We start from the raw sequence: 25,993 nt of genomic DNA, 5'->3' as shown, positions 1-25,993 counted from the left end.
CCATGACCACGCCCGTACGCCTGTGGCGAGCCCCACCCATCGTCCACCCGACCACGCCCGTCCGGCGGCCCGCAGCGCAACGCAGCGCAGACGGGCGCGCCGGCATACCGGCCGAACCCTGCGCGGTTGAAAGTGCCAGCTGGATACCGCTCGATGCGTACGGCGACGCTGCATGCGAAGACACCGCCGAGCACGAACCGCCCACGCAAGACCACGCCGACGCGCAGCCCGATGAAGCGCAGCCCGAGACCCCGCCGCTGCACACCTCGGCCATGGCCAGCCGCCTGGTGCGCACGTGCTCCGAGATCAGCGTGGGGAGCACCGTGACGGAGCATCTCGCGCAGCTGCTCTCCAGGTTCTGCGGCTCCCGCGTTGTGAAAGCCAACAGCGAATGCTGGGAAGTCACGCTCGATCTCGACCCCCGTGTGCTGCCTGACACCCGCCTCACCCTGCGCCTTTCGCCCCACACGCTATGGCTTCGCTTCCTGGCGGCACACCCACGGGCGCGCGACTTACTCTCCGAGCATGGCGATGCGCTGCGCCAACGCATCCACGTTTTGCTGGAGCAGCGCATCGATATCGAACTCGAAGTGTGGTGACCGTTGCCACACCCCACCCGACACCTCCCGCCGACTCGCTATGGACACCGGGCTTACGCCATCCCCGCTCGATGCGCATCTGCGTGCCTTCACGCCAGCCCAGGCCGCGTTGACACGGCTGATCGGCACGCCGTTTCCGGATGACGATGGTCGCCACTGGCAACTGCGCGCCGTAGAAAACGCGCCGCCCATGCAGGCGCCCGTGCGAATGGGCATCCGCTCATCGCTGTGCGCGGTCGACGTTGTGGTTGAAGGCGCCAACCACCCCGCGCTCCACGCCATCGCGCACGAAGCCGATGCGCAACGCCGCGCGGCGCTTGCCGGGCTTTGGCTGACGCCGATGCTCGACACGCTGTCTGCCGCCGGGTTGGGAGATGCCGCCCTCGCGACGTTCGCACCCGAACACAACGATGCGCAACGTAGCGATCGGCCTGAACTGCCGATGCGGCTGGATGGGCCACATGGTGAAACGCCATGCCGCATCGCCACGCTGGATTGGCATGCCGCCCCGCCCGCACCACCCATGGCCGATCGCAACGCTGTGATTGCGCAACTTGGTGTTGTCGGTCTGCCGGTGGGCGTGCGTATCGCCAGCCGTCGATGCGCAACGCACACCCTCTCTTCGCTTGCAGCCGGCGACGTTCTGCTCGGCTGGGGACAGCACGCCTATTGCCCCGACACCGATGCAGGCGCCGTACGCCTGACATGCGGCGACAGCCGACGCGCCCACTTCACTGCCCATGGTCACTACAAGGAAGGCACCGTGACGATCCTCGATGTTCCCACGCTCGCTGACGACGACACCATCGCCGCGCACGACACCACACCCGACAGCACTGACGGCATCGCAGTAGGAGCATTGGAAGTGCCGGTACATCTTGAGGTGGCCGTGATGAGCCTGCCGCTGGCCGAGCTGGCTGCGCTGGCACCCAGCCATGTCTTGCAGTTGCCCGTCCTGCTGCGGGATGCCACGGTACGCCTGGTCTGCCATGGCCAGACGCTGGGCCACGGCCAGCTCGTGGCAGTGGGCGAACACCTCGGCTTGCAGATCTCCGCCATGAGCGCGCGCCATGCAGAACATTGAATTCGCCTCGCTCATCATTGCGGCGGTTGCCATTGCACTGTTGCCGTTTGCCGCCATGGTGGTCACGTCGTACACCAAGATCGTGGTCGTGCTCGGCCTGCTGCGCAACGCGCTGGGCGTGCAACAGGTGCCGCCCAGCATGGTGCTCAACGGCATTGCGATGATCGTGTCGTGCTTCGTGATGGCCCCGGTCGGCATGGAGGCGATGCAGCGCGCCCACATGCAGCTCAATGATTCCAGCGCGAACGTCAGCCAGGTCATGCCGCTGCTCGACGCAGCGCGCGAGCCGTTCCGGCAGTTCCTGGACAAGCACACCAACGCACGCGAGAAAGCGTTCTTCATGCGCTCTGCGCAGCAGCTGTGGCCCCCCGCCAAAGCCGCGCAGCTCAAGGAAGACGACCTCATCATCCTCGCGCCCGCCTTCACGCTGACGGAGCTGACGGCGGCGTTTCGCATCGGCTTCCTGCTGTATCTGGTCTTCATCGTGATCGACCTCGTGATCGCCAACCTGCTGATGGCGCTGGGGCTCTCGCAGGTGACGCCCAGCAACGTCGCCATTCCGTTCAAGCTGCTGCTCTTCGTGGTGATGGACGGCTGGTCTGTGCTGATTCACGGCCTGGTCAACACGTATCGTTAATGGGGCCGCCATGGACTACGACAACATCACGCGTCTGACCAGCACGGCGCTCATGCTGTGCCTGCTGGTGTCTTTGCCCGCCGTGGCGGTGTCCGCCATTGCCGGGCTGCTGATTTCGTTCGTGCAGGCCGTGACCTCGCTGCAGGACAGCAGCATCTCGCACGGTCTGAAGCTCATCATCGTATCGGTGGTGATTGTGGTGGCTGCGCCCTGGGGAGCGGCGTCGATCCTGCAGTTCGGCAACACGATCCTGCAATCGCTCTTCCAATAGGGGATGTCATGACACGTATCTCCGCTTCGACGCCCAACGTTTTCTCTCTGCCCGATCCGGCACCGGCACAACCGCCGAACACGGCTGCTCCGCACCATCGCAAGCACCATCGGCATGGCGTGCATGGACACCACCATGCGGCCGAGCAGTTGGTCGAAGAGCAACTGCACCATCACAAGCACATCGCGCAGGTCGCAAAACGCGTGCGCCGGCCCCGCACGGGCAAGCGCAGCGGTGCGGGCTCGCCCGAAGAGCCGATCACCGACAGCACGTTCGAAGAATTGCTCCTGATGCTGGAGGAGCATGCGCGCAAGGTCGAGCCCATGGTGATTGGGCTGTCATCCCGGCAGGACCAGCGCGACGGCGATGACGAACAGTCGCGAGACCACCGCAGCGCCCAGGGCCGCCGTGCCCTGTTGCTGCAGTACTTGCAGGAACAAGCCGCCGAGACCGATTCCGCCTCCCCGCAGAAAGCCGGGGCCGCCGCGACCGGCGCGTTACCGGCCGACACGCCGCTGTCCGAGCTGGAGTCGTCCAGCTACCAGCGGCTTGAACAGGAGTTGCTTGCCGTACGGCACGCCATGCATACGGGCCACCCGATGCCGCTGCGCATGGCGTTCGACATCCTGCGCAGCTATCTGAAACAAGCGCCTATTGAAGGCATGCCAGGCACGCTGGCCGCCGTGAAAGACCGGCTGCTGGCAACCACCACGCCACAACACGCAGCCGCCAGCGCACTGACCGACCGCGAAAAGACATTCAACCTGCTGTTTCCGCTCTTGCTGCTGAGTCCATCGCGGCCGCGCATTGGCCGCGGGCGCGGCGAAAGCATCGCACGCAGCAGCGCCGTCGCGCGCCGCTGGACAACTGAAATCTGGTCTTACCGGGCGGGGCTGGGTCTGGCCCTGCCTCCGCTTCCTGATCCTTCCCCGCAATCACCATGAACAAGCACATTCGCGTGTTGGCAGGCGCGCATGCCGGCGCATGCCTCGACCTGACTCCGGGCCGCTGGACGGTAGGCCCCGACGCACAAGCCAGCATCCGCATCTCTGATTGGGCGGGCGATCCGCTCGCGCTGCTTGTCGATACAGAACACGGCGTCCTGATCGAATCCGACGATGGCGGCAGCACCTGGGCCGACCTGACCCCCCGCCGCTTTGGCGAGATCATTCTGTGCGTCGGACCGGCCGGTGAGGCATGGCCATCCGACCTTGCATTGCTGGAGCGCGTGCTATCGCCCGCAGCCGCAGAGGCTGGCACTCACAGCGTTGCCGCCGCGCAAGCTCCTGCTTCCGACACACCTACGCCCGCCCGGCCCCGTGCACGCAAAGGCTGGATGGGCGTGACGGCAGTCGCGCTGCTGACACCGTGCGCACTTCTGCTGGCATCGACGCGCGAAACATCCTCCGCCGCGCATTCCGCAGCCACGGCACCGATACCGCTGCTGGAACGTGTGCGCACATGCCTAGCGCTGCACCGTATCGACGGCTTGCAGATCGAGCAGCACGATAACGAGATCGTCGTGCACGGCATCGTGACTTCAGCCGCCGAAGAGCTCGCCACACTGCGCGATCTGCGCGCGGTGTCAGCGTCCGTCCACACCGATCTTTCAATCGCGCAGGAGGTCATTGAAAACCTGCGTGAATCGCTGCAGGAACCGGGGCTGCGCATCAGCTATCTGGGCAGCAACCGGTTCTCCATCACAGGGCCAGCCATGCACCCGGAACGGGTTCGTGCAACGGCGGACCATGTGCGCAGCGACCTGGGCGGCAACATCAAGGACATCGCCCTGGATATCACGCAGGCACGCGTGCGTGACCCCAAAGCCGATGCCACGTCCGCACTTTCGGTGGATGAACTGAGCTACATCGAAAGCTCCGACGGCACCAAAGATTTTCTCGCTGCGCGGCGTTAAGGCGCCTGTACGTTCTTGCCATTCCCCTCTTCTGGAGACACCCATGTTTGACCACTTCACGCTCGACATCATCGAAACGTTTGACGGCATTCAGGCTTTTGCCAAGCAGGAAGGACCAAAGGATTTCGGCCCGCTGAACAAGGCCATCGACGCGCTCAAACACACCGCCATGGATATGGAACAGCGCGCCATTCGTGCGACGGACGTCAACAACCGCGAGCAGCTTCGCGTGCTGTCGCATGGTTTTTCCAGCGCGGCACAAGTGTGCTCGGGGTTGATCCCGGCATAACACGCGCACCGCGCAGACGGGCTTCGCGAGACGACATCACATTTCGCCTCTTCGCCAGTCCAGCGCAGCGAAATCCACGATGATGACTTCACGGCGAACACAACAGCAGCACGTTCGCTAAACCGAATCAGCGACATCCCATACCGGGGTGTTGTTGAAAAACCCGGCTCTCACCCGAGACCACTCATCCACTGAAAAGGAGTTTGCCATGACCGTTCAAACCGTTACCGCAGGCGTGCGCGATGCCGCTAGCGACGTGTCGTTCAACGCTCAAAACGAAGCCATCACCAAGGAAGGCGAGCAAGACATGCTGAACGCAGCCAAGCTGCAAAACGAACTGAACCGCACCAACATGTTCGCCAAGCTGATGGAAGCGGGCCCGAAGGCCGCCAAGGACCTGATCTCGTAATGGTCGGTTCTGGACGGCACACCTTGTGCCGCCAACGTTCGGGAACGGGGCCGCGCCGTTCCCGAGCGGTTTTTCAACACACCGCACCGCGCGCTTCTGCTGTTCTCTGTACTCGGCCCATCGCGCCGCCGCCCGATTCACTGAATCCGACCTGCTACCGCGATCCCGACATGACACCGATCCACCGCAACGTTTCCGCAGCGCCTGCAACCCCTGCGCCGGACCAATCCGCATCGCGCCCTGTACACGCCCATACAGGTGCGCGCGCATCCGGCACGTTGCAAGCCGTGGTATCCGCCGGCACGCAAGACATGCTGAACGCAGCCCATCTGGAAGATGTACTGAACCGCACGCAAGCATTCGCCAAGCTGATGGAAGCCGGCCCGAAAGCGGCCAAAGACCTGCTGGTGTAAAGCATGAGCATCGAACGGCGCGACAGCCTCATCCGCGACATGTGCATGCATCTGCAGATTCCGGATGCCGATGCCATCATCGCCGCCGGCAGGCTCACGGTGGAGGGCTTCGAAGTCATCATCGATGCGGTCGAGGAGGACCTCGATGCGTTCTACCTGAACTTCGACTACGGCATCGTCACAGGCGGCCGCACGCTGCGCGTGTTCCGCCTCATGCTCGAAGCCAACGTCACCATCTATGCGCAAGACCATGCCCAGCTCGGGCTGGATGGCGATACGGGCGGCATCATCTTGATCGTGCGCGTGGCGTACGACCCCGACATCGACGGTGAACAGCTGGCCGAACTGCTGGGCCACTATGCCGAGCACGGCCGATACTGGCGCGACAACATCCTGCAGACGACCGACGACATGTTCGAGAACCTCTCGAACGGTACTTACGTGTGGATTCGTGCGTAACGCGCAATGCGTGAGGCGAACGACAACGCTTCCACCCGAGCGGCTTCGCAGCGTCCGTGATGATTTCGTGAACGCGAACGTCCGCTGTCATATAACGCCGTACGCTCGCGGCATTACCTGCGAAGGTGCTCGTTGAAGCTGACGCGTCGGCTGCCTGGGCATCGCCAATCCACGTTCATGTCTGCCTCACGCACACCGTATCTTCCGCCCCTAGACGTCCCGCTTCTGCGCGCCGATGAGTTCTTCCCGTTCGCTGCGCACCCCATCCACATCGGCACATATCAGCTCTGGTTCACGTGTGATGCAGACGCCGACCCTGAGTCGGTCACGGTTTGTATCGACCTCGGCAAGCCGCTCGAGATCAACGTTGACGAAGCACTGCACGTGATCCTCGGGCTCTGCCTCGGCCTGCCTGCTTCGTCGCGGGGCGTGGTGGCGCAGCAGGCGCACACCGGTACGCTGGTCTATCGCTTTCCTTACACGCTTCACGAAGACCCGACGGGCGCTCTGCTGGTTGACGCAATGAGCGGGCTTGCAGCATCTGCCATATCGGTCTCAAAGTGGTCGGTGCACTGACGGATTGCGCGTGGGCCGGTGGCATGCAACTTCGCCACCGTCACACCCCGTTCGCATTGCACACGTGTTTGTCATTCGGCCGCATCAAAGTGGTATGCCGATTGACCACGCCAGTGCCTGAGCATTCCGAGCCATGCCACCTTCACGCCTGTTGCCCGTCAACGTGCCGACATCGCCGTCGGAGTACGAGACACTCCACGACTTCGCTGCGCGCACACCATCGCCCCCGCCTGAGGGCAGCGCTGCTCCGCAGCCTCGCAAGAAAGGTGGCTGGCTCGGCAACCTGAAATCGCGCGTGCGCGAGAAGCTGCCCAAGAGCGACGAGACAGAACTGGCCACGTTGCTAAGCGACCGCAAGCGCTCCGGCGCGTCGTTCAATACGGTGGACAACTACAAGGCGCCCACGCGCGGCACGTTGACGACCACGCCCGAGGCAACACCGCAGGCGGCCGAAGGCACACCGCACCCTGCCACACCGCAGGTTCCGGAACATCACGAGACGCGCCGCGCGGCACGTTCCCAGCGCAAGACTTCGACCATGATGCAGCGCGCCGAACAGGGTGCGCAGCGCCTGCGCCAACGCGGAAAGCCGCCGACGCCCCAAGCGGCAACATCGACCGCTGCGCTGACGGTTCCGGCCACGGCCGAAGCGTTCCGCCAGAGCATTGCGCAGTTGTTCCGCACGGCGGGCAGCGCAAGCGAACGTGAGCTGCTGGCCGATCGGCTCGGCGTCTTGGCGGCTCCAGCGCAGGGCACATCGTCCGCAGCAGGCAACTACATTGGGCCGATGTTGGCGGCACGCGCGCTGGCGGCCACCAGCGGCGGCAATGCAGCCGATGCGCTGCGGGTGCTGCAGCACGTTTCGCATGCGGTGCACTTCGACGCTGCCGCCTTTGCCACACCTGTACCGACACCGAGCCATGACGGCTCAACACATTCCACGGGCAGCTCTTCGTTGGGCATGGGCCGCCTGTTCAACGAGGCCGAATCGGCAACGTCGTCGCACCGCTCCAGCGCGTCTGACCTGGGCTTGTCGCATCTGTTCGGTGCGGACGAAACGTCGGCACATGGTGCCGAAGCCAGCGGTAGCGGGACGGTTGATCAGGAAAGCCCGCGTTCGCTCTCCCGGCAATCCAGCCTGTCGGCCCAGTACGGCTCAAGCGGCTCCGGTGGTTCTTCACGCAGCCTGACGGTCCCGCCAATGCCGCAAGGCATGAGCGATGCGGGCGTGGCAAGCGCGGCCTGGCGCACGGCGCAGTTGCTCTCGCGCAGCTATCACGGCTTTGAAGCGCTGACCGGCCTGATGCAAACCCCGCCCACACCGGAGCAGGCGCACACCGCACGCGCCTTCTTGCAAGCGGCCGACCATGTGCATACGGCCGCCACCACGGCGGCCGACCCCACCGCCCTGTTGCACGCCCACCCGGCTGGCGGCGGCACCCAGGCCGAGTCACTCGCCGTCAACGTCATGCACGCCGCTGCGCTCAAGCTGCGCGGGGAGCCCGTCGGCGCGCAACAGGCCGGTGTCCTTTTTGCGTGGCACCAAGGCTTTCGTGAAGACGGTCCGGGCTCGGATCTGGCCAACACCAAGGCACGCCTGGCGAAGTTTGTCGGGCGCACCATTCCGCGGGTGGAAAAGCAAACCACGGGCAGCCATTTCTGGCAGATGATCGGCAAGAAGAAATCGCCGCTGTCATCGGCTGCGCTTGGCATGCACGGCGCACAGCGGCCTGGGCTCGTCAAGGAAATGGACACCTATACGGCGGCGCTGCGGACGATGATCGACACGCTCGCGCAGGCTGGCAATACGCCTTCGCTGCACACCATCGCGCACCCGGGCGATCTTTGGCGCGGCACGATCCTCGCGCATTGGGCCGAGCTGACAGCCGCCAACGCGCCGTTGAGCGACTACGCACTCACGGCAGAGAAGCTGCGTGCGCTGCAGCCGGAAGTCGGCGCAGCTGTCAGCCGCATGCAGCGCGAGAACGCCGAGCCAACCGCCGTCGCCCGCACGCCGGGCAGCTCACCGGCCCACCAGGAATTCGCGCAATTCGTGGCCCTGACCGGACTGACCGACGATGCAGACAGCCGGGCCTGGGCGCAAAACCGGTTGAACACGCTAACCCTGCCGCAGGTCAACGCCGCGCAGGCCCACGTGGCGCAGCTCATCGACCATGCCGGCCTCGTGGGCGAGCCGCCGGAATACCTGGTGGGGCTGCAGCCATCGGCCACGCTGTTGCGCTACTGGAGTGCCCACGCGGGCGAGGCCGCCGAGGCGCCCGCGTTCCGTAGCGCGCTCGAGCGTGCTGACAAGCTCGAGCACCCGGAAGACCTCAAGATGCAGGCGCCCACCATCGAAGACGCCCGCAAGACCATCGAGACGCTGCTCACGTCCATGGAATCAGGCAACAAGGTGCGCCTGTCCAACGGCGGCTGGATTGGCGGCAGCACGGCCGGCGTATCGACAGGCTTGTCGCACGTCGGCAAGGCGCTGCCGGTGCCCGTGTCTGTACAGTTGGACGCCAATTACGGCAGAGGCCGCCAGGCCGTGGTGGAAATCGGGCGCAGTGCACACGGGCGCGACGTGTTCGTCGGCACCGATCGCACGATGCGCGCCTCGGTCGGCGTGGGTGCCTCTGTTGGCTACGACCTCAAAACGTGGGGCAAGCGCTTGCGCGCCAATCTGCTCGCCGTCAAGGTCACGCCCTTCGATGTGGAGACAGGTGAGCCGCGCGGCGTGGTCATCCGTGCCACACGGCCCACGCAGCGCCCCGTAGAAGGCCACGACGACTGGGAACCCATCAAGTACGACGACAAAGCCGCGGCGGATGCCATCGTCAAGGCCACCAACCTGCTGTTCGAGCAGGCGTCTGCCGCGCCCGAACACCGGCCCGATGCCGATACGCTGTGGAACACGCTGGCGCAGCACTGCGGCGAAAGCGGTGGCAGCGGCGGCATTTCCATCAGCTGGGTCGACCAGACCAAGAAGCGCTGGCGCGCGTCGATGGACGCGAGCGTTGGCATGAACGTACGTGTGAGCAGCCCGCACACGCCGGTGCGCATCGGCCCGTCGGCACGGCTGCGCGGCGAGAAGACGCTCAGCAACACGGCCACCCTGCAGGAGAAGACCGGCACGATGCGCGTCGAGCAGTTCAGCGTCGCCACGGGGCACAAGGTGACCGCGCGCGCCGGCCTGGCATTCTCGGTGGGCCGTACCTTCTACACGGCAGCCCCCGACGACAATGCCTCGGCCAAGGCCGGCGAGAGCGGCAAGTTCACACAGTCGTTTACCGGCGGCATGCCGCTGGGGTTCAACTGGAAGCTGTCGGAAGGCGGCCACACGACGAAGGTGAAGATGGCTTACCAGAACGGCAAGATTGCCGATCGCGTCAGCTACTTCGACACCGAATACCGCAGCGTGCGCGAATACCTGGCTGTCGTGCGCAGCGAGCGCGATGCGTGGATCAACATGCTTGCCCACAAGCCCGGCGGCACGCCGGAAAAAGCCGCACGCGAGTTCGAAGCCTACTGCGAGACCGTCGAAAAGCACGCCCGCCCCAACCAGCGCTACCTGCACCGGCATCGGCTTCGGCCGTCTGTCGCTCGCGAGATCGAGGGCCACCTGGCCTTGGCGGACCTGCACCGAAGCATCGACCCGAATTCTGCCGACGCGCAAGCCTCCGAAGCGCTGGCGCAGGCGCTGCTGGAAGCGCCCACGTCCCGCGTGCCGGAAAAGCTTGCCATCGTCGAACAGGTGTCCACCAGCCGCAGCCGTGGCCTGACCAGCGCGCTACAGCTACGTGCCAGCAAGGAAGCGGAAGGCACGCGCGAACTCGCCGCCATCAAGTTCGGTTGAAGATCAATTCATCAGGTTGTCAGATAAGCCGGCGAATTAACAGTTTCGCCGGTTTTTTTATGTGCATATGCGCATAATCGTTCACACAGAATGCGGCATTCGCATGCTCAAATGACGATTGCTGACTCAACAAAAAAAACTCAATCAGATCTAAACGCGATTTCACTCTTTATAGGGATGTGTGAGCAAATTGTGAACGTTATGCTTGGCCCCAGTTTGAAGCGCCATCTGCAAAGATTCCTCTGCGCGATGGCTTGAAATGGGGAAGCGCTATGAAGTTCGCCGTACTGACCTCCAACCCGTCCAGCTTTGCCTACGTGGCAAGCTGCCTATCCACGCAAGAGGCGGAGTGCGTCCGCTTTGACGACGCCCTGTCGCTGCTGCGTGCGCGCCGCACGGAAACGTTTGATCTGTTGATGATCGACGCTCAGCACTTCCGTACAGCAGGGCAACTCGTGCTGTCGTGGCGGGAGTGCAATGCCGACATGTGCTGGCCCACCCTGGTGTTCGGGCAGTTTGTCGACCGGGGGGACATGGCGTCAGCCTTCGATGCCGGGGTGGACGATGTGTTGACCGGTCACTTCAGCGCCGAAGAGCTGCAAGCCCGCGTGCAACGGGCATTGCGGCGTGCCGAGCCGGTGCGACAGAATGCCGGTATCGACGTCGTGGTGGGGCCGTATCGCCTTTGCCGCCTGACCCGCACGGCGACGGTCAACAGCATCCCTGTTCGCATGACCGCTCGGGAGTTTGCGACGGCATGGCTGCTGTTCTCTTCGCCAGGCTCTTTCCTGTCACGTCAGCAGATCGCATCCGCCGTGTGGGGCGCAGACGCCAGCATCGTCGAGCGCTCGATCGAGCAGCACATCTACAAGCTGCGCAAGAAACTTCAGTTTGGCTCCGAGACCGGCGTGGAACTCAAGACCGTCTATGCACGCGGCTATCAGCTGGCCGTGCAAGTCGCCAGCAACGAGCCGGCAGGCCCGCACGCGCACGCCGTTCTGGCCGCTTAAGCGGCCTTTTTGCGCAAACGATTGCGCGCTGTAAGGCCGACTGCCTACAGCGAATTTTTTTAGCGTTTCTTAATGAAAATCTTCAGGGCATATATTTCAGTACCGGCTTAATAAATTCAGTGCCGGTTTAAAACATACTGTCCTGCCATTGGTTATCGCGTTAATGACTTTCGCGCGATCGACCGTCACCCACACATTGCTGATATAACGCTGCCAATTCGGTCCGATTGCGTGCTTGTAAACGCATCAGGATTTGACGCACATGCGATTTCACGGTTTCTACGCCGATATGCAGCGCCTGTGCGATCTCCACATTGGATTTTCCTGAGGCCGCCTCACGCAGGATGTCGCACTGCCGTGGTGTCAGCACGGAGAGCACAGCCCCTCTGTCCGACGGAGGGACAGGCGCCTTCCGCGTGGATTCCAGCATCCGCCCGAGCATCGCGTGCGCCTGCTCCAGCGTGACCGGCTGAGCTGGCGGGTCTTCGCCAGCGGCCTCGGCAAGCTCGGTCAGGTCGACCAGGATCACACCGTTGGATGCGCGTGTCACCTGTCGAACCGTGATCGTGACAGGTAGCACCGCCGGCGCCCGCCAAGCGGCAGCTACAGGAAGCGGGGAGAAATACCGGCTTTCTCGCGTGTTGTCGTCTGCGTGTAGCAGCACGTCGTTCTGGGCCCGGGCGTTCATGTCGTCCTTCGCTCTTGTGGAAGCTATGCATCTGGATGCAGTGGCGCGCGCGGATGGGGTTCCGCGACAGCCTCTTACTCTCTCTGTGCAACGAGGGAGAAAAACCGGAACCCCGATCGAGAAAAAATTTCGCGGCCGACGTGCGCTCAGCGTGGGCCGATGCGCACCCACACGCCGCCAAGCTCCTTCACCTGGATAGGCAGCGTTTCGGCCAGCATGTGAAGGGCTCGACGTCCCTCCAGTGGGAACCGCCCCGTCACGCGCAGGTCGGCCACCTCGGGGTGCAGCTCGATCAGGCTACGGTGGTAGGGGCGCAATGCGTCGATCACATCCGCCAGCGGCTGGTGTTCGACTTCGACCATGCCGCGCGTCCAGGCGGCCACGTTGCGCGCCATCAACGTCAGTTTTTCGATGCCACCGTCGCCCAGACGCCGTACCTCGCCCGCATGCGCCGTGGAAACGGCACCGGTCGGCGTCGACAACGCCGCGCTGCCTTCGAGCACGGCAACCGTCATCGCGCCACTGGGCTCCAGCGTTGCGCAAATCATGCCACCCGTGCATTCCACCGTGCCCGCCGCAGACCACAACCGCAACTGGCCCGACGGCGACCCTGCCACAGCCAGCACGCTGCCGCTGCGCAGTCGCACGTCGTAACCGCGCGCACCCACAGAGGCATCCACCGCGCTGCGCGCGTTCAGGCGTAGTTGATAGCCGCCGGCCAGCGCGAAGTCGCGGCGCTCCGAGGTGACCGTGCGCATGTCGGCAACCAGGTCGGATAGCGGGATCTCTCTGTCAACGAGGGCAGCAACACCCAGACCCAGCCCGCTGAAGATGAGCGCGCGGCGCACATGCCGTGTCGGCGAAGACGGCGTATCGAGAAGCCGCCGCGCGGCGCGACGGTGCGGGTCTGCCACGGGCGGCAGTGCCATCGAACCCAACGCGCCTTGCAAACGCTGCACGGCAGCGGCATGCGCGGGATCGGCTTCCTGCCAAGCGGCAAAGCGCTGGCGCTCCATCTCCGAAGCCGTGCCCGAGCGCAGTACGACCAGCCACTGGATCGCCTGCTCGGCGATCCGATCATCCAGCGCGTGCTTCACGATGATTCGGCCAGATAGCACAGGCGCATGGCCTGCGTCATGTATTTCTGCACCATGCGAACGGAGACCTGCAGGCGCTCGGCAATCTCAGGGTATGTGAGGCCATCCAACTGGCTGTAGAGAAAAGCGGCGCGCGCCTTGGCGGAAAGCCCATCGAGCATACGATCGATGGAGGTGAGGGTCTCGAGGATCAACGCGCGGTCTTCCGGGGATGGCAGCGTTGCTTGCGGTTGCGTGGCGGCCCACGCCATATAGGCGTCTTCCAGATCACGACGGCGCCAGAGGTCATAGAGCAAACGCTGCGCAATCGTTGTCAGCAAGGCGCGCGGCTCGCGGATGTCTTGCCACCCGGGCCTTTGCAGCAATTGCACAAACGCCTCCGCCGCAATGTCTTCAGCGCCAAAGCGACAGCCCGTCTTGCCGCCCATACGACGGGCGAGCCATGCATAGTGTTGTCGGAACCAGTCAGAGGCCAGTTCGGTAACTGGCTGGCAGGTTTGCGTCACGGTACCCTCCGCGAAAATCTGTGCTGGCCGTTCCCCGGCAAACGGCCCGATCCGGTGTTGAGAAAGCCCCCACCCAGATGTCGAGATTCTAACCACCGCTGATATTTCAGGTGAGCATTTTTTCGGCTTTTATCGCAGTTTTTCGGCAGACCCGCTACATCCAGATGCCTCTGCTGTCATCGTTCAGCGGTGCAACCCGGTTGCTGCAATTCGTTGCAGCGACAACCGCCACGGCGCCCCCCCATGCCCCCCGAAGAACTGCCCCACCCCCCGTTTGACGTCGACGCATTGCCCGCGCATGCCCTGCGCATCGGCACCCGCAACATCTGGCTGGCTTATGACAGCTACGCCGAACCCGACATGCTCACGGCGTACGTCGAACTTGGGCCGCGCGAGACGTTGGACGTCGCGCTGACGCTCAACCTGCTGCTCGGTCTTTGTCTGGAAGTGGACGGTGCCGCACGCGGCAGTGTCGTGCGACACCCGCAGACCGGCCAGATGATCTATCGCTTCCGCTATGCGTTGGACGACGACCCCGAAGCGACCGATTTGCTCGATGCCATCGCTGCGCTCACGGCGGAGCTGGACGGCGGCGGCGCGCCCACGCGGTACTGAGCCGCCAAAGCGGAGGCTTCGGATGCCGACGCAGCACTTCGGCACGCGTGAAGTTCGCCGACAGAGGCTGGCTACGCTTGCAAGGTTCAATTGTGCTCGGGCGAAACCGCGTTGCCCCGGCATGCCAACCTCGGAGCCCTCGCCCATCATGAAGATGAAGATATTTTCTCGCCACTCCAGCGCGACGCCTCCGGCGCAGACGTCGTCCAGTGCACCGGCATCGCAATCCGCGCAGCCATCGATGCCAAGCGTGCGCAAGACTTCGCAGTTGCCAAGCGGCCTGCGTGCTCTTGCCGACATGGCGGTTGGGGGCCGGCAAAGGGAATCTGCGAAATCGCTCAGCAACGCACAGCTCAAGATTGAGCTGTCGAATACCAACTTGAGCGGGCGTGGAACGCGCGCTGTGCACCGGGAAGCCAAGAAGCGTATTCGCGAGGGCAAACTGCAGTGGCCGCCGCAACAGCCCGCGCAACCGCAAACTGCTGCGCCCCAGGCACAGGCACAGGGGCACGCCAGCAGTTCAGCCGCTATGCCGGCTCACACCTCACACGCTCAAGCAAACCCGACGCAAGCGAACCCGAACCCGGCACCCACGGAGCCGCCCCATGCCGAATCGTCTGGGACGGCTCACACGCACAGCGCGGAGCACGGCACGCAGCACGAGCTTGCCATCGTGCTGCAGCCGCCCTCACCCACCTCGCCGCCGTTGTCTCCCTCGTCCAGCGCGCACGCGCAAGGCCGCCACACGCCGCCGAATGCGCCCGTGTTCGATCCGGATACCGGCGCGCTCAACAAGCCCCAGTTGCGCCAGATGGCGCTTGCACTGAAAGATGCGCTCCCCACGGTGCCGATGGCGCTCACGCGCTCGCACCCGCACAGTGACGGGCTGCGCGCCAAGCTTCAGCATCAGTTAGGCACCCTCCAGACGATTGCCGCGGACAACACCCGCAAGGCTCCGCACGAGGTTGGCATGGCGGTGCGTGATGCATTTGCATCGGCGGCCAAGACCGCGCGCCAGCTTGCCAAATCGTTGGGCAACCATGATCCGGCCGACGCCTACAAAGGGATCGCCGCGCTGCTCAACGAACTCAAGCGCACGCACCTGAGCGGCAGCGCGCACGACGTCATGAGCCACTACGCCGAGAAGGAAACCGCCAACCTCGAAGCCAAAGCGCCGGGTATCAGCACGGCCAAGCCCGGCTCCAACGTGAGCACGGGCACGTCGGGCAGCGTGTCAATCTCAGGCTTTCCCACTAACCGCTATGCGGGTGCCCACGTGTCGGTGGAAGCGGGTGGCGGCAAGGGCCGGCTGTACTTTGCCGATGACGACGGTGACGTCGACTACTGGCCCTCGGCACAGGCCTTCGCCAAAGTTGCGCTGGGCGGCAAGCTGGGCGAGTGGGCCGCCAAGCTGACGGGCCGGTTGGACCTGTCCGGCGGCAATGTCTACCTCGAACATGATGACTTGCGCCAACTCGTCAAGCTCGTTGCCAACCACGATGCCAACCGCGCCTGGGTCAAGTCTGCCGGGCCGCATGCGCGCCAGGTGAAGCAGCAGTTGGAATCGTTGGCCAATCTGGTGTCTCACGCCATCGGCCGCAACTACACGGAAGCCCCGGGCAAGCCTTACTTCCTGAACGACGTCAAGATTGCCAAGGGTTTCAACACCTTGAAGATGACGCTGCTGGCCGGCGCAATCGACCAGAAAGTGGGCGGAGACCGCTTCGGCACGCTGATGAAAGCCGCATACCCGCCAATCGCCGACGTGCTGACCGATCGCATCGGCAGCGGGCAGCCCATGCCGGCGCAACCGCGACGCGACGTGCCCGATTCCGTGGCGTATGGCGACCGCTTCCTGGCCTACCGCCAGGTGACCGGCAGCGTAGATGCCACCGTCGGCAACGAAACCCATGGCAGCACCAATCTGGAAGCCGGCGGCAGCTTTGATGTGAACGTGCGCGGCAACGTGGCGCAGTTCTTCACGGAAAGCGCGGCCGCACCGCACACGCTGCTGGACCCGGGCTATCACAAGGATTACCAGTCCACGTTCAAGCTGCATCAGCAGCTCGATGCAGCCTGTGCCGAACCGCCGCCCGCGCAGCTCCACCTGTACAACGAGACACGCAAGGCGCTGACGCACGAACTGCATGCGGGCCCTGCGCAGCCCTTCACCGACGCCGAGCGCCTGCACTATGGCGAGGAAGCCAACATCCCCGCGCAGTTCCGCAACGCCATCACACACGCCAGCCCCGAGCAGCTTAATCACGCGACGGACCAACTGGAGCATCTCATCGGCACCTATCTGCAATTTGCGGATCACGCGGGCGCCGTGCTCGCCAGGAACGATCGGTTCATGCCCGCCAAAGAGCGCGATACGCTGAACCAGCATCGCGAAGCGGCCTTCGCACAGATCAACCCGACCGTGTGGCATGGCCGCTATCCGCAAAAGGATGCACTCGCCAACCCCGAGGCGTTCGTGGCAAAGAGCCATGCTGCGATCAGCTTGGCGCTGGGCTGCGTGGGCGCGCATATTTCTGTCGTGAAGCAGCAGATGGCGCAGCGTGAGGAGCACGGCACGGCCGCCGCCGAAGCCATCCTGACGGCCGATTCGATGTACAAGACTGCGCGCGGAATGCTGGACAAGACGTACCTGCCGCTCAAGAACTACGACGTGCAGAAGAACGGTCCGTTGAAAGACAAATCGCTGTGGCAGCGCTGGGATACGGCACTGAAGGCGACGGTTTCCGGCGGCGCGCAAAGCAGTGCGCTCAACGCGATCCTCAACCGCTTCGGCCGGTCTACCAGCAAAGTGCAACTGGGCCCGTTCACGGGTTCCATCTCGGTGGGCAATAGCGCAGGGCAAGTCTCGCTCACCGCTGAGGCGCGCCTGATGAACGCCAATCATCAGGTCAACCCCAGCCGTACGGGCAAGTTCTGGCAGTTCACGTTCACCTCGCAGGGCGGTGCGCCCATTACCGGCGTGATACTCAACCAGGCAATTGCAGCGGCCGTGGAAAAATTCGCGCCGAACATGCGGCTGCAGGACGACAAGTTCGATCCGCAAGAGTTGATCCGCCAAACGCAGGGGCTGCTGCTCAACGTGACCGACGGCACCAGCCTGGTCGTCAAGTTGCGCCAGGCGCCTGACGTGGAGAACGCCCCGATGGAGCTGCAATATGCGCGCGTCCTGCGCAACAAGAACAGCGGCATGAGCCTGTCGTTGACGGTGCCGACGCCGCACGGCACGTTCACGCCGTCGGTCTCGCATACGGACAGCACACAGAGCTACGCGGGCGAGGTGATGGGCTCCGACACGAGCTACCTCATCATGCAGCATCCCTTCCTCGCCAAGATCGTCGACGCGGAAGCCCATGGCGAAGACGCCGCGCTACGGCAAGCGTTCGATGCAAATCCGGTGCAACGCGATCGCTACCTCGCCAATCCGAACCTGATGGCCGATGTGGTGGCCAAGTACGCAGCGGCGACGCAAGAGATCAACGCCGCGGCGGCCGAGAACCGCCCCGTCCAAATCAAGAACGAGTTCGTGCGCTATCACGCGGCAACCCCGTTCGCACGTGCGGCACAGGTGTCGACGCAGGTGGCTGCGCACGCTCCGGGTTCGACCGCCAATGGCGAACAGCTATTCAAGCTTGCCGAACCGCTGGCCAAGCCGATCGACGTAAGCCACCTCGACGTGGAGGCGATGCGTGCACGCCTGCAAGCCATGACGACCATCGAGGAACGCGCCGACTATCTGTGCGACTCCAACCAGGGCCGTCCGCTGCTCGATGCGTTCTCGAAGATCATTGGCAACACGCGCGCCATCAACTCGGCTGCGCTGTTCCATACCGAGGAGCGCAACATCGGCATCCAGTCGCTGGTGCGCAACCCGAAGGCGCTGCAACGCGAGAACGACCAAACCCAGGCCGCCCTGCACGGCAAGCCGCAACCGTCCGGCACCATTGGCCAATTGCGCACACGCCTGGAACCGACCAAAGCATCGATCAAGCAGGCCAACCTGGCGAATCTGCAGCAACTCGCTGCCATGAACCTGCCGATCAGCCAGCAGGCACAGCAGGAGATTCAGCGCCGCAAAGCGCTGCTTGGTAACGCTTTCCCAGCCGACGAAAGTCAATCGCCGACATAAGTCTCCTCAGACTTCACGCCCTTGACACCAGCCCAGGAGCGCCCGGGCTGGCCTTTTTTTGCCTGCTTCCAAGCGTCTTTGGCCGTGTTGCATTGGGCAAAACAAAGGCCGGCATCAAGCCGGCCCATGGGAAACACGATTGAACGGCCGTGCTAGCCAGCGTGCAGCCAGTCGCGCGCGACAGCAACGTGCCGCTGTGCGAGGCCGTCGCCAGCCCTGACGTAGCGTGCGACGTAACTCTGCAGCGGCGGCCAAGCTGCGAATTTCTGAACAACCTCGTCAATCGCCCCACCCGCGGCGCCATATTCGAGCAACGCTGCAAAGGCCTCGCCACGCACCATCCGTGCGGCAGCGTCTTCCGGCAACCCGGGCTCGCGCAGGCGCTCGCTCAGGAGCATCGCCATCAGCGCATCAAGCGACAGCGCCTCTTCGTCCAGGCAACCGAGCGCATAACGCTCTTGGGCTCGCTGAAAGACGGCGCTGCGCAGCGCTGGCAATTCGCACAGGCCATCCACCAGCAGGCCGAGACGGCGGCTATCGCGGTATGCACGCAAGGCGTCGGGTGCGATGGCGTTGATATAGCGCTCCATCCAGATGCACAAGGCATCGCTGCCATATTCGGCGTCATAGGGCTGCAGGCGTGCGCGCCAGCCCTGGCGCAGCGCGATCCAATCCGGTGCGATGGCAGAACCGGCCGTCGCGATGGCGCCGGCTATGGGCCGCAACTCAGCCAGCCGAGCAGACAGGTGCGCCGGCACATCGACACGGCACGCTGGCGGCAGATCGCGCAGCGTATCAGGCAGGCCTGCCAAGGCGTAGCAGCCGCGCAAATCCAGGTGCGTCAGCTGCTTCAGGTCGCCAACCGACGCTGGCAAGCTGCGCAGTGATCCGCAATCGCGCAGGCGCAGCGTGCGGAGTTGCACGCAATGGCCAATGCCCTCCGGCACGGCTACGAGGTTCGACATGCCAGAGACGTCAAGATGACGCAGCTTGCGCAGTCGCCCGAGCGACCCGGGCAGCGTCGTCATGGCAGTGTTCTCGCGCAGGTCCAGCCGCTCCAGTTCGGCCAGGTTGCCCAGCGTGTCGGGCAACACAGAGAGCAGCGGATTGCCGCGCAGGTGAAGCTCGCGCAGTTGCGCAAGCTGGCCCAGGCTGATCGGCAGTTGGCTGAGCAACTTGTTGGATGCCAGCGTCAGCGTTTGCAATGCGGCCAGCGTGCCAAGCTCAACGGGCACGATGCGCAGATCCGTGCCCTGCAGAACCAGGCGCTCCAGCTTCGGCAGTTGAGACAACGATGACGGCAGCGCGCGCAGCGGCGAATCCAGCACGACAATTTCCTGCAACTGCAACAGCTTGCCGATCCGCCCCGGCAACGCTGACAACCGCGGGTTGCGCGCGAAATGCAGCGCGCTCAGGTTGACCGGCAAACCACCGGACGCCGGCCACTCAAAGAGATCGCAATCATGGACGGTCAGCCGCTCCAGCTCTTCGGCCAGGCACAGGGCCGCAGGCAGGCGCATCACAGGAATACCGTCGAGCACGAGGTGTCGGCTTTTCTGCTGCATGGCCAGCAGCATGCGCGTGGCCGCCAGGGCCAAGCCTTGCTCCGTGGGCCGTGCGGTGTCGGTCAGCAACGGGCCGCTGTAGCGGTGCAGGCGGCGCGCCATCTCCTGCTGCCAACCCGCCACCGCCTCGCATACGGCCAGCCAGCGGCTGGCATCGGTGGGCGGAATGAGGGCTCGTAGGCCGTGGCCCTGTGGCATGGCTTGCTGGATGCGCAATGCATCGCGCGCCGCACCTGCACGCTGCTGATGCTGTGCGCGCGAAGACGTCGGCGCTGCCTGTCGGTCGTGATGCGAGAGCGGCATGTGAAATCGATTGGCGGCCGGCGACGCCTCGGCGTGCCCGGTCCGCACACGCTGCAGCACGCGCCGCAATGCGCGCGACAGCTTGTTTGTCACCGAGACACCTGCATCCGCCGCACCCCGGTCGGCATGGCTCTGCGCGACGGTACCGGGCAGCGTGGAGGCACTACCGTAATGTGATTGCATGATGGGCCCAAGAGAAGATGAAGTGGCAATAGGCGGCGGGCAACGCGCCCTTTCCGCCTGTTTGCTGATCGTATGGACCACCGCGCAACATGACCTGTGGCAGGACGAACCCGTTGCGCCCGCGGCGAACCGTCATGCCCATGCACGCTGTCGATACGGTTTCGCTGCGAGGCAGGCAAATTCGCACTGTGCGTGCGCAACGCCCGGCACGCATTTCTATGATGCGCGCATGCTCGTTACCGGAGATCCGCAATGCATGCCCCATCGTCTCGCATCATGGCTGCGCGGGAGCGTCGCGCAGCCACCCATACAGTACCGCCCACGCGCCGCGAAACGCATCACACCTGGCAGCAGCAACGCCTGCAGCAACGGCACCCCATGACGCGCGCCTGCGCCGGCAGGCAAGAGCATGCGCGGGCGTGACCGGTACGCTGCGGCGCTGCGGCGGGCGCTGGTTTTCGCCATTGCACTGCTGGGCTGCCTGCCTGCTGCAGCCCTGGCCGATTGCATCGACGATGCCGCCGCATACCACGGCGTCAATGCCCAGGTTCTGCGTGCCATCGGCTATCAGGAATCGCACCTGAACCCGCAAGCGCACAACCGGAACCGCAACGGCAGTGAAGACCTGGGCATGTTCCAGATCAACACCATCCACCTCCCGGAACTGTCGCGCTACGGTATCGGCCGCCAGATGCTCTATGACCCGTGCGTCAGCGCCTACGTGGCTGCGTGGCATCTTGCGCGCAAGGTGCAACTGCACGGCAACAGCTGGCATGCCATCGGGGCGTATCACTCGGAGTCTCCCGGGGAAAACGGCATCTATGCCCGGGCCGTAGAGGGCATTCTCAACCGCAAGCTTGCAGCACGCGCGCCCCTGCCGATTGCCGGGCAAACGCGTGCACAAGAGCCGGCGCCGCAACCCATGCAGGATGGCGCCAAACCCATGCGCCCCGTCGTTCTCAAGCACGCAGCAGATCGCCCCCCCGAGCACGATGTACGTGCATCGAACGTGCCGACGGCAGGTGGAGATGAACACTGGCTCGATGCCATGCTGACCAGCCTGAACCAGAGTGCAAGCCTGCGGGATCGGTTCAGCCGGTAAGACCGCGCGCCATCGATTGATTGCGGGGCCCGAACAGGCACGACGCTCGAACTCTGAATTTTTCTCAACTGCCCTGTCGTCATTGGCGATCCGCTGACGAAACGCTCTATCCTTCCCGACCACCCCCAAAACAATAAATCGGGTGTCAGCAATACAAGGGGAGCATTCAACATGAAAAAGCGATTTCCTGGAGGAATTGCGCATCGGCCCGCGCGCAGGTCACTGGCTGCGGCGGCCGCGGCAGCCCTGTGGGCATTCATGCCGGCCGGGCATGCAGTCGAACTGGGCGTGCTACATCTGCATTCGAACATCGGCCAGCCGCTTGATGCGGAAATCGATTTGACGGGGTTGCGGCCCCACGATGCCCAAGCGCTGGTGCTGCAGCCCGGCAACCGCGAAAGCTACCTTGCCGCTGGCGTGCCTTACGGCGCAAGCGCGCCTTCGCTGCGTACGACCCTGGTGCAGCGGCAAGACGGCGGCTATGTCGTTCGCGTGTACTCGACCGTTCCGCAAGTGGACTCCATTGCGGATATCGTCGTGCGCCTTGCGGGGCCTGGTGGAAACACGCTGGCGGCATATACGGTGCTGCTCAGCCCGCCAGGCGCGGCAAGCGCCCCCACCACGTTCCTGCAGACGCAACGCAAACCGGCGCCTGCTTCCGCAGTGTCGGCGTCCAGCGGTGCGTCGGCACCACGGGTGCAGACGCCTGCAGCGGCAGGCGCTTCCACTCCGGCGGCAAACGCGACCGCCAGCAGTCAGCCGGACGGCGTGCGTCCATCGGCGGCGGCAACCACCTCGTCTGCGGGTGAAGACGACGAGCGCGCCGCAGCGCCCTATACCGTCAAAGCGGGCGACAACCTCTCACAGATCGCGTTCGGCACCGTGCGGAATCGGGCGGATGCCTCTGCTGCACAGGCGGCGCTGGCACTTTACCGGAGCAATCCGCACGCCTTTATTGCCGGAAACATCAACAGCCTGCGCGTCGGCGCAACGTTGCGTGTGCCAGCGGCAGACGAAATAACCGCGGTGGCAAGAGGTGAGGCCGAACGCCAGATCCGCATGCTGACGCAGGCCGTCGCTACCGACCGCACGCCGCCTGTTCCCGAGGCAAATGCCAACGCCGTCGCCGGCAGCAGGCCGCGTTCGGCGCCAGCCAATGCATCGGACAAGGACACGCTGCGCCTTTCCGCCACGGGTGCGCAAGAGCAGGCCAAAGTCGAGCAGCTCAACGAGGAGTTGGTTGCGGCCAGGCAGGCGATCCGTGAACTCGAATCGCGCCTTGCGCAGGTTGAGCGGAATCTGGCCGATATGCGGCGGCTTGCGGCGTTGGAGAATGTGCCTCCACAGACTGCCGCAGCCCCCGCGACGGCACCGTCAGGGGACGAGGTCGAAAGCCGTAGCCCGGCGCCCGCCGACCATGCAGCGCTCTGGAAGCGCGCCGACGTCATGGGCCCAGTCTTAGGCGTCCTGCTGGCTGTGCTATCGGCCGGGTTGATGTTCTACCGCATTCGCATGCGCAAGGTGCAGTCCGCACTGGCCGCGATCTATACCCAATTCCACGATCACGCGGATCCGCTGACCGAGCGCGGCCCTCGCGCCCCGCGCAATAGCCAGACTGTGTCACCACGGTAGAGCGATGACGGCGAGGAAGTTCAGCAGCAAGACGAGCGCGCCGTGAGCCCGTTACGGCTGCGCCACTTGCCGCATGTCCGAGCCTGCGCGGGCCGGCAAGTGCAGGATCGTATGTATGGCGCGTTTTCTCATTCGGCGCCTAAGCAGTGAAAACCCGCACGCAAACGTTTTCTTTTCGAGGCGCCGCTACACCTCCACGAGGACGTGCCGATTTAAGGCGAGCCCTTACATTTCCAGCGAAGCGTCAACCTCGCCCGGTCTGGCGTCATATCAGAGCTGGTCTATACGGCGGCGCAAAAGGCACATGCCGCGCCCCCGATCGCTGGAGTCGATGGCCCAATCCAACCTGATCGACGTTTGCCCAGCACCAAGCCATGTTCTCCGCGTGCCCTCCGCTTCTGAAAGCCATCCCGATTTGCCTGATCCTGACCGCATGCGGCGGTGGCGGCGATACGGCCACCACGCCGCCCCCCAGTGCAACGCAGCCGAGTGCGCCGATCGGAGCACCGGTCGGCCCGGTGGCCCCAACGGCTCCGGCCACTTACACCATTGCGGGAACGGTCTCGGGCTTGCTCGATTACGGCAGCCTCACGCTGCTTAACAACGGCGCAGATCCGATCGTCCAAGCCGCCGACGGCAGCTTCAGCTTTTCCATTTCTGTAGCGGCGGGCAGTGCCTACGCTGTCTCCGTCAACGCCCAACCGCTTTGGCAATCCTGCTCCGTTGCAAACGGCAGCGGGCTGGCCAACGGTAACGTCAATAACGTGAGCGTGAACTGCGCGGTCGCTCAGTCAATGGTGTCCACCATCGCCGGTTCCACCACGGCGGGGTATGTCAACGGCACTGGATCGGCGGCCTCGTTCCGACAGCCGAGCGGTATTGCGCGAGACGCCTCAGGCAACCTTTATGTGGCGGATTTCGGCAACCACGTCATCCGCAAAATCGCACCGGGCGGCGTGGTCACGACCCTGGCAGGCACAGGAAGCCCGGGCCACGTCGATGGCATGGCGGGCAGTGCCAAGTTCGCGACTCCGGTCGGCATTGCGGTGGCAGCCAGCGGCAACCTCTATGTGTCGGAGTTCTACGGCAACGATATTCGCAAGATCACGCCAGGCGGCATCGTGACGACGCTTGCCGGTTCGGCAACTGCGGGCAGCGCCGACGGCATCGGCGCAAGCGCTTCGTTCAACAACCCGCTGGGCATCGCGGTGGATGCCAACGAAAACGTCTACGTGGCGGATTACAGCAACAACATGATCCGCAAGATCACGCCAGCCGGCGTGGTGACCACGCTGGCCGGCACAACAACAGCTGGCAGCGACAATGGCGCGGCTGCGCTCGCCACCTTCAATGGCCCTTCGGGCATCGCGCGCTCTCCGTCTGGCACGCTGTATGTGACGGAGTGGTTCAACAGCGATATCCGGCAGATCTCATCGTCAGGTGTTGTCACGACACTGGCGGGCTCCGGCGCGACTGGCAGTGATGATGGAGTGGGTACTGCGGCAACGTTCGCCCTACCGGTGGGCATCGCGATCGGTACCAACGGCGTGCTTTATGTCGCCGACGACGGCAACAACTTGATCCGCATGGTGACCCCGGCGGGCGTGGTTGCCACCTTGGCGGGTTCCCTCAACCCTGGAAGCGCCGACGGCGCTGGCACCACCGCGATGTTCAATCAGCCCTCCGGGATTGCGGTCGACACCAACGGCAATCTGTACATCGCCGACCAAGCAAATAACCTGATCCGCAACGTCGCACCCAGCCAGTAAATGTACGGCGTACCCACCACCTGATTCTGTTTCGTTTTCGCCCTATCGAAAAAGAAAAAGAAAGCCCCAAGGCGCTTGTAACCGCCCCGGGGCTTCTTGACCGCTCTTCACGGAGGCACGTGAATCATGGCTACGGATCAGTTTATTGGATCATCGCCTGCCAACGAACGTTGATGAGATTATTTGAACAACGCGCGCCTCACCGCCATGAAGCATTCTTCATTCAGTGCACCAAGCGATTTAATAAAGCGATCGCGCTATTGAGTCGCCATTAAGCTAACGGCAGACAAACAAGAGAGACACAATCTATCCAATCGCTTGGAGTCCAATTGACCAGTGCATTTAGCGCCTGGCCGGCGCCAGCATCACCGGAATCGACTTTGAAGTCGGCGTGCGAGCCTGGTCAGCGACGGAAGAGAGCGGCACCAGCGGGTTGGTTTCGGGGTAATACGCCGCCAGACACCCGCGCGGAATGTCGTACGCCACCAGACGGAAGCCATCGGCGCGGCGCGTGGTGCCGTCGTCTGACAGCGTCACCATGTCGACCCACTCGCCGTCTTTCATGCGGATCGTGTGCAGGTCTTCCTTGTTGATGAAGACAACGCGGCGCTGGCCGAACACGCCGCGGTAGCGGTCGTCCATGCCGTAGATCGTGGTGTTGTACTGGTCGTGCGAGCGGATTGTGGCCAGCGTGAAGACCGTCGTATCCGCATGGCGCTCGCGGGCGCGATGGACTGGCGTGTCGGTCGGCACGGCGTGCGTGTGGAATTCCGCCTTGCCCGACGGCGTGCTCCACACCCGTTCGGATGCGGTGTTGCGCAGGCGGAAGCCGCCCGGCACGCGGATCTTCTCGTTGAAGCCGGCAAAG

General features: G+C 64.1%; 23 protein-coding genes. 18 read left to right on the top strand and 5 right to left on the bottom strand.

Annotated features, from left to right (window positions below; translation table 11 throughout):
* Window positions 1-2 precede the first annotated feature (2 nt).
* From sctP to BM136_RS19670, 13 genes are all read left to right on the top strand, one after another.
* A complete protein-coding gene (gene sctP / locus BM136_RS19730) occupies window positions 3-599 on the top strand; it encodes a type III secretion system protein SctP (protein WP_092974580.1) in 597 nt (198 codons plus the stop codon).
* Between the two features lie 40 nt (window positions 600-639).
* A complete protein-coding gene (sctQ, locus tag BM136_RS19725) occupies window positions 640-1,683 on the top strand; it encodes a type III secretion system cytoplasmic ring protein SctQ (RefSeq protein WP_092974577.1) in 1,044 nt (347 codons plus the stop codon).
* Window positions 1,670-2,320 (top strand): type III secretion system export apparatus subunit SctR, encoded by a 651-nt coding sequence (sctR, locus tag BM136_RS19720; protein WP_045205537.1) that lies wholly within the window; start codon window positions 1,670-1,672, stop codon window positions 2,318-2,320. Before sctQ ends, sctR begins: the two co-directional genes overlap by 14 nt.
* A gap of 10 nt (window positions 2,321-2,330) precedes the next feature.
* On the top strand, window positions 2,331-2,591 hold the full coding sequence (gene sctS, locus BM136_RS19715; RefSeq protein WP_024978147.1) for a type III secretion system export apparatus subunit SctS: 261 nt from the start codon (window positions 2,331-2,333) through the stop codon (window positions 2,589-2,591).
* An 8-nt stretch (window positions 2,592-2,599) separates the two neighbouring features.
* Window positions 2,600-3,535, top strand: a complete 936-nt coding sequence (locus BM136_RS19710) for a hypothetical protein (protein ID WP_092974574.1) — start codon at window positions 2,600-2,602, stop codon at window positions 3,533-3,535.
* On the top strand, window positions 3,532-4,506 hold the full coding sequence (gene hrpD5, locus BM136_RS19705; protein WP_092974572.1) for an HrpD5 family protein: 975 nt from the start codon (window positions 3,532-3,534) through the stop codon (window positions 4,504-4,506). Before BM136_RS19710 ends, hrpD5 begins: the two co-directional genes overlap by 4 nt.
* Window positions 4,507-4,549: 43 nt before the next feature.
* Entirely contained in the window at window positions 4,550-4,795 is a 246-nt protein-coding gene (locus BM136_RS19700; RefSeq protein WP_092974569.1) for a type III secretion protein HrpX, read from the top strand.
* Window positions 4,796-5,003: 208 nt separating this feature from the next.
* The gene (locus BM136_RS19695) at window positions 5,004-5,204 is read left to right on the top strand and encodes a serine kinase/phosphatase (RefSeq protein WP_092974567.1); all 201 of its coding nucleotides are present in this window, start codon (window positions 5,004-5,006) and stop codon (window positions 5,202-5,204) included.
* A 170-nt stretch (window positions 5,205-5,374) separates the two neighbouring features.
* The gene (locus tag BM136_RS19690; RefSeq protein WP_092974564.1) at window positions 5,375-5,617 is read left to right on the top strand and encodes a hypothetical protein; all 243 of its coding nucleotides are present in this window, start codon (window positions 5,375-5,377) and stop codon (window positions 5,615-5,617) included.
* A gap of 3 nt (window positions 5,618-5,620) precedes the next feature.
* A complete protein-coding gene (locus tag BM136_RS19685; protein ID WP_092974561.1) occupies window positions 5,621-6,076 on the top strand; it encodes a type III secretion system chaperone family protein in 456 nt (151 codons plus the stop codon).
* Between the two features lie 177 nt (window positions 6,077-6,253).
* Window positions 6,254-6,652: a type III secretion system chaperone family protein gene (locus BM136_RS19680; protein WP_139219385.1), complete on the top strand. Its 399-nt coding sequence runs from the start codon at window positions 6,254-6,256 to the stop codon at window positions 6,650-6,652.
* A 133-nt stretch (window positions 6,653-6,785) separates the two neighbouring features.
* Complete coding sequence (locus BM136_RS19675; protein WP_092974555.1) at window positions 6,786-10,508, top strand: hypothetical protein; 3,723 nt, start codon at window positions 6,786-6,788, stop codon at window positions 10,506-10,508.
* 272 nt (window positions 10,509-10,780) lie between these two features.
* A complete protein-coding gene (locus BM136_RS19670; RefSeq protein ID WP_092974551.1) occupies window positions 10,781-11,518 on the top strand; it encodes a response regulator transcription factor in 738 nt (245 codons plus the stop codon).
* 160 nt (window positions 11,519-11,678) lie between these two features.
* Here the strand turns inward: BM136_RS19670 and BM136_RS25420 are convergent, their stop codons facing one another.
* From BM136_RS25420 to BM136_RS19655, 3 genes are all read right to left on the bottom strand, one after another.
* Window positions 11,679-12,206, bottom strand: a complete 528-nt coding sequence (locus BM136_RS25420) for a helix-turn-helix transcriptional regulator (protein WP_175537176.1) — start codon at window positions 12,204-12,206, stop codon at window positions 11,679-11,681.
* Between the two features lie 146 nt (window positions 12,207-12,352).
* Window positions 12,353-13,303, bottom strand: a complete 951-nt coding sequence (locus BM136_RS19660; RefSeq protein ID WP_092974548.1) for a DUF4880 domain-containing protein — start codon at window positions 13,301-13,303, stop codon at window positions 12,353-12,355.
* Entirely contained in the window at window positions 13,300-13,809 is a 510-nt protein-coding gene (locus BM136_RS19655) for a sigma-70 family RNA polymerase sigma factor (protein WP_092974545.1), read from the bottom strand. The genes BM136_RS19660 and BM136_RS19655 overlap by 4 nt, the downstream gene beginning before the upstream one ends.
* A 243-nt stretch (window positions 13,810-14,052) precedes the next feature.
* On the opposite strand from BM136_RS19655, the gene BM136_RS19650 reads away from it, so the two are divergent.
* Both BM136_RS19650 and BM136_RS19645 read left to right on the top strand, forming a co-directional pair.
* On the top strand, window positions 14,053-14,424 hold the full coding sequence (locus tag BM136_RS19650) for a type III secretion system chaperone family protein (protein ID WP_092974542.1): 372 nt from the start codon (window positions 14,053-14,055) through the stop codon (window positions 14,422-14,424).
* A gap of 148 nt (window positions 14,425-14,572) precedes the next feature.
* Entirely contained in the window at window positions 14,573-18,571 is a 3,999-nt protein-coding gene (locus tag BM136_RS19645; protein WP_254775700.1) for a type III effector protein, read from the top strand.
* Between the two features lie 152 nt (window positions 18,572-18,723).
* Here the strand turns inward: BM136_RS19645 and BM136_RS19640 are convergent, their stop codons facing one another.
* On the bottom strand, window positions 18,724-20,622 hold the full coding sequence (locus BM136_RS19640) for a leucine-rich repeat domain-containing protein (protein ID WP_092974536.1): 1,899 nt from the start codon (window positions 20,620-20,622) through the stop codon (window positions 18,724-18,726).
* Between the two features lie 409 nt (window positions 20,623-21,031).
* On the opposite strand from BM136_RS19640, the gene BM136_RS19635 reads away from it, so the two are divergent.
* The 3 genes from BM136_RS19635 (at window position 21,032) to BM136_RS19625 (ending at window position 25,125) form a co-directional block, all read left to right on the top strand.
* Entirely contained in the window at window positions 21,032-21,724 is a 693-nt protein-coding gene (locus BM136_RS19635; protein ID WP_092974533.1) for a lytic transglycosylase domain-containing protein, read from the top strand.
* 171 nt (window positions 21,725-21,895) lie between these two features.
* Entirely contained in the window at window positions 21,896-23,356 is a 1,461-nt protein-coding gene (locus BM136_RS19630; protein WP_092974530.1) for a type IV pilus assembly protein FimV, read from the top strand.
* Window positions 23,357-23,730: 374 nt separating this feature from the next.
* On the top strand, window positions 23,731-25,125 hold the full coding sequence (locus tag BM136_RS19625; RefSeq protein ID WP_092974528.1) for an NHL repeat-containing protein: 1,395 nt from the start codon (window positions 23,731-23,733) through the stop codon (window positions 25,123-25,125).
* Between the two features lie 342 nt (window positions 25,126-25,467).
* On the opposite strand, the gene BM136_RS19620 is transcribed toward BM136_RS19625, so the two are convergent.
* Window positions 25,468-25,993, bottom strand: a 526-nt coding sequence (locus BM136_RS19620) for a molybdopterin dinucleotide binding domain-containing protein (protein WP_302848170.1), incomplete at its 5' end; no start/stop codon positions are given.

The sequence above is a fragment of the Ralstonia sp. NFACC01 genome, from assembly GCF_900115545.1.
Classification (GTDB): domain Bacteria; phylum Pseudomonadota; class Gammaproteobacteria; order Burkholderiales; family Burkholderiaceae; genus Ralstonia; species Ralstonia mojiangensis.
This window is presented reverse-complemented; position numbering and strand designations above follow the sequence as displayed.